Below are 12651 nucleotides of genomic sequence, written 5' to 3'. Positions count from 1 at the left end.
TTGATCGCAAAAGCCTTCCTCCAGGCACAATTCAGACATCGATCATTGCGGCCTGATTCCACTTGCAAAACTGTTGAGGCGGTGCTTTCGGATGTTGTTTGCACACCGTTGCTCGCGGGGCACGACGTAGAGGTTACGCATGCCAGAAAAGCCGGTGAGAAATCTTTGCAGTTGGCCCGTCGACTTAAACCTTTGCATAGCTCGCTCTCGTTTTCGCAAGGGCAAATGCGAGTTCTCTGCACGGTTGTTAAGGCCTTTGTGTGACCAGTGCTCCACATCAGGCATGACCTTGCGTTTCGCTGCGCCGTAAGACCCAAGTTTGTCGATAACTATTCGTTTGGGAGCGACAGCTTGTTTCTGTAAACGGCGGGCAAATAAATATTTGTCAGCTTCGCTATTACACCGATAGTGTAGGACTTTATCGAGAATATAACCATCCTGATCGATGGTGCACCAAAGATAGTCGCGCTTTGTGTCGTCAACTTAACGGGAACAAGGGTGCCACAGGCACCATATTGGTGCTTGTGGCAAAAAGTCAGTTTAAAGCGCTTTAGCAAATAGCTCTTTTACTTCTTCAAGACTTGGCTCTCTTGGGTTTCCAGGTAGGCATGGATCTTCCATAGCTTTCGAAGACCAACTATTAATTACATCTTCGTTAATACCAAGTTCTTTAAACCCACTCGGAATACCTACTGTTTCAGATAGTTGACGGATGAGTTGCAAGCATAGCTCGGCACCTTTTTGTGCAGAAAGGCCAGAAACATCGCCACCAAGAGCCGCGGCAACATCTTTAAAGCGCTCTGGCCTGCTGACAGCATTAAACTCACAAACAATCGGTAAAAGGATCGCATTACAAACCCCGTGCGGCAGGTTATGAGTTGCACCGGGCTGATGTGCCATGGCATGTACTAAACCAAGGCCAGCACTGTTAAACGCCATACCAGCTAGATACTGGCCATAAGCCATGTTCGCGCGCGCCTCAATGTTTTTGCCATCTTTCACAGCCACAGGAAGCCACTTTCCAATCAGGCGGATCGATTCAAGTGCACTATGGTCCGTTAACGGGTGCGCACCTGGAGTAACATAGGCTTCGACTGCATGTGTTAGAGCATCCATACCAGTTGCAGCGGTAACATCTGCCGGTAGGCCTGTCATCAACTCAGGGTCGTTTACAGCAACATCCGGCATTTGAGTATTATCAATGATCACCATTTTGACTTGGTTTTCTTCATCGATAATGACTGAATTAGAGGTCATTTCAGCAGCAGTACCAGCGGTAGTCCCAATAGCTACAAATGGAACACCAGGATTTAGAACCTTTTCAACACCGCAGTAATCGGTGATATCGCCAGGATTGCTTACCATAATGCGAATAGCTTTGGCCGCATCGATAGAGCTACCACCACCAATGCCGACGAAACAATCACAGCCTTCCGCTTGGTAGAAAGCAGTCCCCTCGCGGACTTGAGAGGCCGTTGGATTGGGGGTAAGTTTGTCAAACAGTGCCCATTCAATGCCATTGTCTTTTAGGGCAGCTTCGAGGCTGTTTAATAAGCCGAGCTTTACCAAAGCACTATCGGATACAACAAGCGCCTTTTTAACACCAAATGATTTGAGTTGCGCAACCGAATCTGCAACTGCGCCTTCTCCCATCAAGGTAATACGAGGAATTTTAAGAGCGAATGCCATGTGTTTCTCCTGTGATCACTATCTAAATATATGGGGATCTGAGCTTCCGGTCTTTGCGCCGGTTTTGTTTTGGGTGGGCTGGCGTCATGAGCTGCCAGCCACATAAGTTGCTTGTCTCTAAGCGCTTGTGTAACTATGCGCGTTTTGACAATACATCCGTTTCGTAGGTTTCAACCGTCTGCAACCACTCGATGCCACCTGGCATGCCATTTTGCATGCAGTAATAATCCCAAACCGAGCTCCAAGGCATAACTTTAAGCTCTTCCATCAATGTCAGGCGTTTGGTATTGTTGCCTTCAAGTTCGGCTTTTTTCAGTTGCTCAGTTGGCTCTAAGAATGCCTTCAACAGTGCTTTACGCATATTACGTGTGCCGAGAACCCAGGCCCCAATGCGGTTGACAGAAGCATCAAAGAAATCAAGACCGATATTGACACGGTTAACCAGACCGCAACGAACAATTTCATTCGCAATTGCTTGCGTTTCATCATCGAGTAGTACGATATGATCACTATCCCAACGCATCGGGCGACTAACGTGCAATAGCATTTCATCCACGAACAAAGAAACAGCAGATATCTTGTCGGAAATTACTTCGGTTGGGTGGAAGTGTCCTGCATCAAGACAGAGCAAAATCTTACGAGTTGCTGCATACCCCAAATAAAACTCGTTGGAACCAGCTGTATAAGCTTCAGCTCCAATACCAAACAGCTTACTTTCTACAGCGTCCTTATGAAACTCGCGGGAAATATCTTCCTTCAAGATTTCATCGAGAGATTCAACAAGACGCGAGCGGGAACCCAAACGGTCAGCCGGATAATCCTTAGAACCATCAGGTATCCAGATATTCATAACAGAAGGAGTGCCGAGCTCTTTACCGAAGTACTCAGAAACCTTGCGTGAGCGCTTGCAGTGCTCAACCCAAAAAGCCCGTACATCTGCATCAGGGTGCGTTAATGTCATGCCATCTGCACTTTTAGGGTGAGAAAACAAAGACGGGTTGAAGTCCAATCCAATGCCCTTGCCTTTAGCCCAGTTGACCCAGTTAGCAAAGTGCTCGGGTTCAATTTGGTCACGGTCAACAAACCCCTCGCTTTCCAAATAAAGCGCGTGTAAATTTAGGCGCTGCTTACCAGGGATAAGGCTCATGGCCATATCAATATCTGCGCGAAGCTCTTCTGGACTGCGGGCTTTACCAGGATAGCTACCAGTTACCTGAATGCCACCGGAGAGATCCCCCTCTGGGTTCTCAAAGCCGCCAACATCATCCCCTTGCCAGCAATGTAAGGAAATCGGCGTTTCATCTGCTGCCTTAATGGCTGCTTCCACATCTACACCTAACTCTGCATAGCGTGCTTTTGCCAGCTCATAGGCTTGTTCAATATTTTTTAGGTTATTAGCCATGATCTACTCCCGATCGATCAGTTTTGACGAATTGAATTTGCGTGCTGTTGGAATGCATAAAAATTATTGTCAGCACGTGGGTTGAATTGAGTTACGGGGAAGCTGTTTGCAATCAAAGAACGCGCCGCTTTAAGATCTTCAACAGCCCCCAGTGCTATTAATTGGCAAACTAAATTGCCAATTGCTGAGGCTTCTATTGGCCCTGCAAACACTTCCCGCTTGCAAGCATCAGCGCATAGCTGATTTAAAAGTTGGTTTTGACAGCCCCCACCAACGATGTTGATACAGGGAATGGCACCGCCCCTTAAGCTTTCCATATCTTCAACAACCTCGCTGTACAGCAATGCAAGGCTTTCAAATATGGCGCGCACAAGTGTACCCGCATCTTCTGGCACTTGCTGACCAGTCTCGCGAAGATAGGTCTTTATTTCCTCTTGCATGGACGTCGGGTTTAGGAAGCGTGGTTCATTTGTATCAATAAAGCAGGTAAATGCCGGAGCAGCTTCTGCAAGCTGAACAAGTTCGGAAAAGCTTGAAATCTTCAGCTCTTCTCGTACTTTTTGAGCAAACCAGAGACCAGAGACATTTTTCAATACCCTGAACTTCTCGACACCACCTTCATTCGCCACATTCAGCTGTCGGGCGCTTTCAGTACTGAGGGCCTCTTCTTCCTCGATACCAATCAGCGACCAGGTCCCTGAGCTGATAAATGCTGCACTTGGGTCACGAAATGGAACAGCCGCTACAGCGGAGGCCGTATCATGACTAGCAATAGAAATTACCGGTATTGATAAACCATGAACATCATAAGTACCAATTGCACGGTTTGTTGGCGAAACCGGTAAAAACCAAGATTTTGGGATATTTAGCTCTTCCAGAAGACTAGTGTCCCAATCGCGACTTCGGCAATTCAAGAGCTGCGAGGTCGTGGCATTGGTGTACTCGCAGTTTTTTTCACCAGTTAATAAATAGCCTAAGTAGTCTGGTATGAACTGTAGGCAACTCACTTTGTCCAGCCAGTCAGGCTGCTCATCAATAAGTGCTTTAAGCTGGAAAATGGTATTGAAAGGCATGAACTGGATACCGGTTGCGCTGTAAATGCGCTCTGCACCGAGTTCGCTTAATACCTGCTCCATGACACCTTGGGTGCGGCTGTCGCGGTAAGAGACCGCTTTGCCAATTTGCTGGCCCTGGGCATCGGTCAACACAAAATCGACACCCCATGTATCAATTCCTATTGCATCCGGGATAATGCCTGCATCTAACAGAAGGTCAATACCATGGCGAATTTCCCGATTGATCAGTTCAATATCCCACTCACAGTGAGAGCCATTGACCAAGTGGTAACTATCAAAACGATGCCATTCCTTCAGCTCAATATGACTACCGTTGAAGGTGCCAAGCATCACGCGCCCACTCGAGGCGCCCAGATCTACAGTGATGAGTTGTTTCATCATGTAATCATTCCTCAATGAGATGTGAGGGAGCACTAAAAGCACGCTCCCATTTGGTAAGTCAGAGATTGAAGGTCTCTTTCAAGTCCTGCATATCTTTTTCTGATACGCCTTGTGGCTCGTATCCGCTTGCAAGACATTGCAAGTATAGTTTGGCCCCTTTATTAGCGACATCTATGTAATCAAAGGCCTCATGGGCATCTATACCTGTTGCAACGGCACCGTGCTTTTCCCATATAGCCACATCATGTTTGCGTAGTTTTTGCACTGTACCTTCTGCAATAGTCTGGCTACCTGGCATGCAGTACGGCACAATCCCAATTCCTTTTGGAATGAAAGCGCGTACCTCCGGCAGCATTTGCCAGCAAACATGCGTGTAAAGCTCCTCATCAGCGGCACATTTAGGATGATGGGACAAAGCAATCAGGTCCAGCGGATGCGTGTGAACTACACAGCGGTGACTAGAGCCAGCGCGTTGCTTATCCATATGAATTTCAACATGTGAAATAAATTCGCTGGTGGGTTTGTAGTCGCTCTTTCCGCGCCCTCCCCAAAGCAGATAGTAACCTTTTGCTTCTTCATCGATCATCAAGACGCAGCCAGCTATTTGGGGGTCAGCCAGTTCGCGAATGCGCTCACCACCACCCTTTACAAAAAAGATATGCCCGGCGCTATCTTTTGGAAAACCAGCTCCTTCACCAACAATAGAAAGTAGATTATGCGGCAACTTGGAGGAGTCAATAGTAGTTTTTTCGAAGTATTCCGTAAGATCAACGGAAATATTACCGCCGTTACGCTCTGCCCATTCGCGTTGCCACAAGTATCCGGCAACTTCAACTACTTTCTTAATCTCATTAACTGCTTGATCTGGTAAAGCATCCATTTTCATTTCTAACCTTTTCCGTCACGATAAATTACATTAATTTCCGTGACAATTACCTGTTACTTTAAGTAGAAAACTTCTTGGAGGGGGATTGTTACTGGAGAGTTGTCGTTATTGGTTTCCATTATATCGGCCATAAAGGCCCACCACTTTTGAACAACGGGATTAGTGCCAAGGTCTTGTGCCCCTTGGCGGCCGTCACTACTGTGAATTCCAAAAAGTAAGTTTGTTTCTGGGTCAAAATGGATGGTGTAATCAGTAATTCCATTTTGTGCGAAGAGTTCTTTTAATTCCGGCCACAGGGCATCATGCCTGCGTTTATATTCATCAACATGGCCGGGTTTTAGCTTCATTTTGAAGGCTACTTTATTCGACATGATCTTGAACATTTCTGGTTAGAGCATGGCAGGCCATAGAAGAGCCTCATTGGCCTTGCCGTTTTGTTTTATTTCGTTTTTTTGGAGTGGCTCATAATAAGCTTAGTGATACGGGGCAAAACAATTACCGCGATCAAAAGGCAGCCAGTGAAGATGGTCATGACAATACCTGGAACATTGAGCAGTCCGAGGCCAAAAGTCACCAAACCCATCAAAACGGAAGCCAGTATGACACCAAGAATAGTACCTGAACCACCGAGAATGCTCACACCACCAAGAACAACCATGGTTACCACTTCTAGCTCCCAGCCCAGTGCGATTGAAGGACGGGTAGAGCCAAGCCGTGAGGTGAGAAGTACTGCTGCAACCCCTGAAGCAAGGCCACTTAGCAAGAAGAGGCTAAATTTTACACGCTGTACCTTTATTCCGGAAAATGCTGCGCATGTCTTGTTATTGCCAATGACATAGACTTGACGACCAAAGACAGTTTTATGCAACAGCATCCAAAAGAATACAGCAATGACGATAAAGAAAGCCATTTCTACGGTGAAGGCATCAAACAAGTAACCCTGACCAAACCAAGCAAAACTATCTGGGTAATTTTTGTAGACAGTATCACCAAGGATGATGTAACTAATCCCGCGGAAAAGGCTCATCGTTGCAATGGTTACAATGATAGAGTGCAAACCAACTTTGGCTACAAGAAAACCGTTAAATGCACCGCAGGCTAAGCTGGTAAGTAAGCCTGCACCGACAATTATCGGTGTATCGTAGCCTGCCGTGGCAACAGCCCCCATTATCGTGGAGGATAATGCAATGTTGGCTGCAACTGAGAGATCAATTTCGCCGGAAATGATAACCAGTGCCACGGCAAACGCAATAATAGCTTTTTCAATGAAGTTGTAGGTGGCGTCTGAAAGATTCCAAACATCTAGGAAATAAGGTGATGCTATGGTGTTTAGAAAGAATACCAATGCCACAACACAAACCAGAAGAGTTTCCCAACGCGCCAGACGACCCATCATTGTCATCTCTAGTTTATTGGGTATTTCGGCACCGCGGCGGCGCACATTAGAGAAAGCTATGCTCATGCCTCAGTTCCTTTCAATTTCAAGATTGTACGGCCCGTTTTGCGTTCAGACTGGGCGTTAAACACGACTGCGAGAATAATTACTGTGCCGGAAATGCTCATTTGCCAGAAAGGTGAGATGTCAATTACTGGAAGAGCGTTGTTAACGACACCAAGGAATAGAGCCCCAAGAATAGCACCACCAATGTTACCAATAGCGCCAGCGATGGACACGCCACCAATCACACAGGCAGCAACGGTCTGCAGTTCAAACCCGGCGGCAATGTCAACATAAGCCACAGCATATCGGCTCACCCAGAAGTACCCGCAAAGCCCTGCAATCATTCCGGAAAGGCAGAAAGCCTTGAATTTAACTTTCCCAACCGAAATGCCCATATACACAGCAGCGTTTGGATTATCACCAATAGCGTAGAACTGGCGACCAAGGCGGGAGTATCTGGACAGTGCATACATGCCAGCTACCACCAGCAGTCCACACCAGGTTAACAGTTGTACGCCAAAGATATTTGCTCTTGGGAAACCAAGAAAGCTTTCAGACATTTGGTGGGCGTTTATCCAGCTACCATCAGCAAGTACAAAGACAAGTCCGCGATAAATAGCCATCGTACCAAGTGTTACAACAATTGGCGGAATATCAAACTTCCATACAAAGAAGCCATTAATTGCACCGAGAATAAGGCCCAGACCAAGAGCTATCACAACCAAAACAACAACTGGCAGCTCTGGCGAAGCCGAGTTCAGCATTGCAACAACCATTCCTGTCAGCGCGATATTTGCACCCACTGAAAGGTCGATACAGCGCGTCAAAATGACAAACATTTGCGCACATGCCAGCATCATCAATATTGATGTGTCATTTAGTGTTGCCAACATGTTTGGCAATTGCAAAAAGCTTGGCGAGCGGAAGGAAATAGCGATTATCATCGTAAGGATGATAGCTGCTAATAAGTATTCGCGTTTTTTTAGTATTGAGTTCAACATGAGTTTCTACCGCCTGATCATTGCGTGTTGCCGGTTGCCAGGTTGACAAGTTTTTCAGGTGTCGCATCTGCACGGTCAAATTCTCCAACAATGAGACCATCCCGCATGACAAGAATGCGATCAGACATGCCAAGAATTTCGGGGAGCTCTGAAGAAATCATCATTACCGATAGGCCCTCTTCAGCAAGTTCACTCATGAACCCGTGCACCGCCGCTTTCGACCCAATATCAATCCCTTTTGTTGGTTCATCCAAAATGATGACCTTGGGCAAGGTAGCCAACCACTTTCCGATGACCACTTTTTGCTGGTTACCACCTGAAAGAGAGCCAACAGGCTGGTCGAGTGCTGCAGCCCTTAAGTCGAGGCGGTCTGCATACTTACGTGCCATTTCAAACTCACGCGCAAGATCGAGAAAGCCTTTTTTACTGGTCGGCTTTAAGGAGGCCATTCCAATATTTTCGGCAATACTCATTTCCAGCGTAACGCCTTGCTTGCCTCGATCTTCTGGAACGTAGACCAAGCCTTTACTAATTGCCTGATCAAATGAGCGGATCTCCACCGCCTCCCCTTCAAGTTCTAGGGTCCCGTTAGAAGGAGTTGTTGCGCCAAATAGAGCTTGTGCTACTTCTGTTCGTCCCGCACCAACCAAGCCGTAGACACCAAGAATTTCACCGCGCTTTAACTCGAAGCTAATGCTATCGAACTCTGTTGGGTGGCAGTAATTATCCACCTTCATGACCACGTCAGTACCCGGCGTATTGTTTTTCGGGAATGCACGATCAACCGCACGACCTACCATCATTTTAACAAGATCTGGGCGTTCTACATCAGCTAGTAATCCAGCTCCAACAAGTTGGCCGTCTCGGAAAACTGTGTAGCGGTCAGCAATACGGAACACATCCTCGAACTTATGCGAAATGAAAAGTATTGATTTCCCTTCGCTCTTGAGCCAATCAACCAACTCATAAAGTTCTTCTGCCTCCTTACTAGAAAGGGCAGCAGTAGGTTCATCCATGATGACAATTCTAGCATCAGTCGATAACGCCCTAGCAATGGCAACCATATGCTTATGGCCAATTGTAAGATCTTTAAGGATCGTCTTAGGGCTCATATCTGCATCGATTTTCTTCAATACTGCAGCCGCATTCGCTTCCATTGTTGGCCAATCAATAAAACCCAAACGTGTACGTGGCTCTTGACCAAGAAAAATATTTTCAGCAACGCTCAACTCGTCAAACAAGACAGTTTCTTGATGGATTGCCGTCACACCGGCATTCGTTGCATCAAGTGCACTTACAAAGCGTTGCGACTTACCTTCAAGAAAGATCTCACCTTGATCAAATTGGTAAACACCAGTGAGAATTTTAACGAGTGTAGATTTACCTGCACCATTTTCACCAATCAGTGCCGTCACTGAACCTGGATAAAGCTTGAGCGATATGTCATCGAGGGCCTTGACACCGGGGAAGGTTTTCGAAATACCGCGCATTTCCAATACACAATTATTGACTTCTTGCGCTCTACCATCAGCGTGCACGTCACCGCTGGTTGCCCGCGCCACGCCGCTAGTAGCAGGCGCGCTAACATCCATTGTAATTGACATTTGAAATCCGAACTTTGGTTATACTTTTATAAGGTGGGGGGCGGGCGAGGATTAGCCTCGCCCGAAAGCATCGCAATTAGAAAATTTCTGCAAACTCTTCTACATTGGATGCGTCATAAACAAACGGTTCGGCCATACCAGCAGAACGCTGATCGTCTAGAGTAACAGAGCCAACACGACCAATTGAAATTGTTTCGCCAGGTTCCCCTTTTGCTTTACCCTTAACCAACTCATAGGCAATATAAGTAGCTGAATAACCTAAATCGATAGGATTCCATATTGCAAAGCTCTTAGAAGCACCAGACTTGACGTGACCTGCCATTTCCGAAGGTAATCCAAGGCCTGTAACAAATACTTCGCCAACTTTCCCTTCATCCGATACGGCCTGCGAGGCAGCAACGATACCTACAGAGCTTGGAGATACAATGACATCGAGATCCTTATAGCTACGAATGAGGCCTTGGGCTTCGCGGTAACTTTTTTCTGCAAGATCATCACCATACACAACAGTTAAAAGCTCCAGCCCAGGATAATCTGGCAGTGCTTTATTCATCTCCTCAATCCAGATATTTTGGTTGGTAGATGTTGTGGTTGCAGACAGGATAGCAATTTTGCCTTTGCCATCTTTCACATGGTCAGCTGCCAGCTTTACGTTCATCCGACCAATCAGTTCATTAGAAGAAGGGTTTAGGTGCACATGACGACCTTCAGCAGCAACACCTGAATCCCAGCTTACAACTTTAATGCCTCTTTTCATGGCCCGTTTTAATGCAGGCACCAATGCGTCAGTATCATTTGCTGAGATTGCAATTGCATCTACCCGTTGTGCGATGAGTGAATTAATTACGTTTATTTGGCCAACAGCAGTTGTATCAGTTGGCCCTGTATAAATAACTTCCAGATCACCAAGCTCATGTGCAGCTTCCAGTGCGCCCCGGTTTGCAGCTTCAAAGAAGCCATTGCCTAATACTTTTGCAACCAAACCAACCCGAACCGTCTCAGCCGAGGCAGCAGTTGCACCCAACATGGCAAGAGCAGCAACACCAGATACCAATAACTTACTTAGTTTAGACATGTTCAACTCCCATTAGAATGCCTAAATTCGAAAGACAATTCACCTGTTTGAGGTGTTAGTTGTCCTCCTCAATTTTCGCAGCAATCAATCTGACCCCAGCTTCCTCCACAAGCCGGGCAGCTTCATCGCTAACCTTTTCATCCGTAATAACGGTATGAATTTGCTCCAAAGCACATTGAACCATGCTGGAGCGTTTCAAGAATTTGGAACTGTCTATGCAAAGGATAGTTTCCTCAGCTCGTTCCATTAACCGGCGCTCTTCTTGAATAATAAGAGGGTCAGACTCCATGACGCCAAGTGGCCCCACACCTTTCGCACCCATAAACATACGGCGTGCAGAAAAGTTACGAATGACTTCACTTTCATATGGAGAAAGAATCAAACCCTGATCTCGATAAATGACACCACCGGCAATAATCACCGTATTGGTTGTCTCTTTCATAAGAAATTCTGCTATAGGGAAAGAATTGGATAATACGCGAAGCGTAGAATTTCGAAGATAATGAACCATAAATGAGGTTGTTGACCCCCCGTTTATTATTATGGAATCCCCATCTTTGCAGAGCGACGCAGCGACCCTTGCGATGGCCTTTTTCTCATCTACTCTTTCTACAATGCTTTCATTGAGACGGCTTGTCTCCAGCTCAAGCACGTTGCTTGCGTCAAAAGCTTCTACACCACCCCGAACACGGTTAATTTTTTCATCAGCGCAAAGCTTCGAGATATCTCGGCGAATTGTCGCCTCTGAGACACCTAGGTTCGTAACCAGACTTTGAACGGTTACGACTGGTTCTGCGTTAACCGCGTCAATAATAAATCGATGTCGCTCAATTTCGTGCATTTTCCCTCACCTAATAGGATCAGAATAGCCAATATTCTTTCATTGTCAATCATTGTCAATCATTTTCAGTCATTTTTATGTTGTGTAATCGATTTTACTCGGATCTTAGTTCCAAGTTTCCTCCACATTTTTGTGGTGTTGTCACGTTAGTGCACTTCCACCAGCCGCACTGCTTCCCGCTTAAACTCTTCCGTGTAATGTTTGCGCCCCATGAAGTCCTCCTGATCTTAGAGTATCAGAAGGCTCTCCACTTTTCCCGGAGCAGTCCACCCTATGATTTCCTCTAGATGTGGGAGGAACTCGGGATTGCTAATTTAAGGAAGTTAACCTGATTAATTTGTGCAAGCTACAAAGTAATCAGGCATGCAAAAGCATGACCAATGATATTTCGGCATAATGTTTATGATAAGTTCTACATTATGGCCACTATCGGAGCTATGTATTCATAGGACCCAATTGCTCAAAATAGGTTCAGAAGTTACGTTGCCTCCTTTGTGAGTGATAGAAAACGCTTTTATAACTCAATATAGCTTGGTAATATGAGTTATAGAATGGAGCCCTAAAGCGGTTTGCAATTAGCCTGAATCGTAAGGGATTGCATTTTGAGCGATTTGTGATTCACTGACATGAGGAGGAGTTCTCATGTCATCACCGCTTTCGCTTGATCTTCGCAACCGTTTTCGCAAGTGTATTGAGTCCTGCATGAGTGGGCGCGAGGCAGGGCGCCAGCTCATGATATCTCCAGCAACGGCCTCGCGTCTTGCCCGCAAAGTGCGTTCGGGAGAAAGTCTTGCACCCGCACAAACAGGGCGGCCCGTTGGCACTGGCAAGCTCGCCCCTTATCACAACTTTCTCAAGGAGCTTGTGGAGCAGGATGGAGACATTACGCTAATTGAATTAAGTGATGCGCTTTTTATGGCACAGGGCATGCGTGTGCACCATACCAGCATATCCAAAGCGCTCCGCCGTCTTGGCTTCACATATAAAAAAAACGCTGCTGGCAGCAGAGCAAGACAAGCCCCATGTTCGCAACGCGCGAGCCGAGTGTCTTGAAAGTCGCCAACCTCTGATGCAGCGTCTACCGGAAAAGCTTGTATTTATTGACGAAACCTGCGTCAAAACTAATGTGGTTCGCCAGCGTGCGCGGGCTGTGAAAGGAGAGCGGGCCTGTGATAAAGCCCCGTTTGGGCGTTGGCACAGCCAGACATTTATCGCTGGCCTCACTTGTGACGCGCTGATTGCTCCCTGGGTGATT

Annotated in this window: 11 protein-coding genes and 2 pseudogenes; 2 read left to right on the top strand and 11 right to left on the bottom strand. The window is 46.5% G+C overall.

Going from position 1 to position 12651, the window contains the following annotated elements:
• Nucleotides 1-42: 42 nt before the first annotated feature.
• The 11 genes and pseudogenes from AYK67_RS16995 to AYK67_RS14760 all read right to left on the bottom strand — a co-directional run.
• Nucleotides 43-459, bottom strand: a pseudogene (locus AYK67_RS16995) (DDE-type integrase/transposase/recombinase); the annotation flags it as partial.
• Nucleotides 460-540: 81 nt separating this feature from the next.
• A complete protein-coding gene (locus AYK67_RS14805) occupies nt 541-1689 on the bottom strand; it encodes an iron-containing alcohol dehydrogenase (RefSeq protein ID WP_068088520.1) in 1149 nt (382 codons plus the stop codon).
• Nucleotides 1690-1822: 133 nt separating this feature from the next.
• A complete protein-coding gene (locus AYK67_RS14800) occupies nt 1823-3091 on the bottom strand; it encodes an L-rhamnose isomerase (protein ID WP_068088517.1) in 1269 nt (422 codons plus the stop codon).
• Between the two features lie 17 nt (nt 3092-3108).
• Entirely contained in the window at nt 3109-4548 is a 1440-nt protein-coding gene (gene rhaB / locus AYK67_RS14795; protein WP_068088514.1) for a rhamnulokinase, read from the bottom strand.
• Nucleotides 4549-4606: 58 nt separating this feature from the next.
• Entirely contained in the window at nt 4607-5434 is an 828-nt protein-coding gene (rhaD, locus tag AYK67_RS14790; protein WP_206597547.1) for a rhamnulose-1-phosphate aldolase, read from the bottom strand.
• Between the two features lie 53 nt (nt 5435-5487).
• A complete protein-coding gene (gene rhaM, locus AYK67_RS14785; protein ID WP_068088746.1) occupies nt 5488-5805 on the bottom strand; it encodes an L-rhamnose mutarotase in 318 nt (105 codons plus the stop codon).
• 68 nt (nt 5806-5873) lie between these two features.
• On the bottom strand, nt 5874-6896 hold the full coding sequence (locus AYK67_RS14780; RefSeq protein WP_068088508.1) for an ABC transporter permease: 1023 nt from the start codon (nt 6894-6896) through the stop codon (nt 5874-5876).
• Nucleotides 6893-7876 carry an ABC transporter permease gene (locus AYK67_RS14775; protein ID WP_068088505.1) on the bottom strand — a complete coding sequence of 328 codons (984 nt, stop codon included), beginning with the start codon at nt 7874-7876 and terminating at the stop codon, nt 6893-6895. The genes AYK67_RS14780 and AYK67_RS14775 overlap by 4 nt, the downstream gene beginning before the upstream one ends.
• 17 nt (nt 7877-7893) lie before the next feature.
• Nucleotides 7894-9366 carry a sugar ABC transporter ATP-binding protein gene (locus AYK67_RS14770; RefSeq protein ID WP_244266934.1) on the bottom strand — a complete coding sequence of 491 codons (1473 nt, stop codon included), beginning with the start codon at nt 9364-9366 and terminating at the stop codon, nt 7894-7896.
• 190 nt (nt 9367-9556) lie between these two features.
• On the bottom strand, nt 9557-10555 hold the full coding sequence (gene rhaS, locus AYK67_RS14765; RefSeq protein WP_082735855.1) for a rhamnose ABC transporter substrate-binding protein: 999 nt from the start codon (nt 10553-10555) through the stop codon (nt 9557-9559).
• Nucleotides 10556-10610: 55 nt separating this feature from the next.
• The gene (locus AYK67_RS14760; protein ID WP_068088502.1) at nt 10611-11396 is read right to left on the bottom strand and encodes a DeoR/GlpR family DNA-binding transcription regulator; all 786 of its coding nucleotides are present in this window, start codon (nt 11394-11396) and stop codon (nt 10611-10613) included.
• A 642-nt stretch (nt 11397-12038) separates the two neighbouring features.
• Here AYK67_RS14760 and AYK67_RS14755 point away from each other — a divergent pair.
• A complete protein-coding gene (locus AYK67_RS14755; RefSeq protein WP_068088498.1) occupies nt 12039-12449 on the top strand; it encodes a hypothetical protein in 411 nt (136 codons plus the stop codon).
• A 16-nt stretch (nt 12450-12465) separates the two neighbouring features.
• Nucleotides 12466-12651, top strand: a pseudogene (locus tag AYK67_RS14750) (IS630 family transposase); the annotation flags it as partial.

It is taken from the genome of Polycladidibacter stylochi (assembly GCF_001562055.1).
Classification (GTDB): Bacteria; Pseudomonadota; Alphaproteobacteria; order Rhizobiales; family Stappiaceae; genus Pseudovibrio; species Pseudovibrio stylochi.
This window is presented reverse-complemented; position numbering and strand designations above follow the sequence as displayed.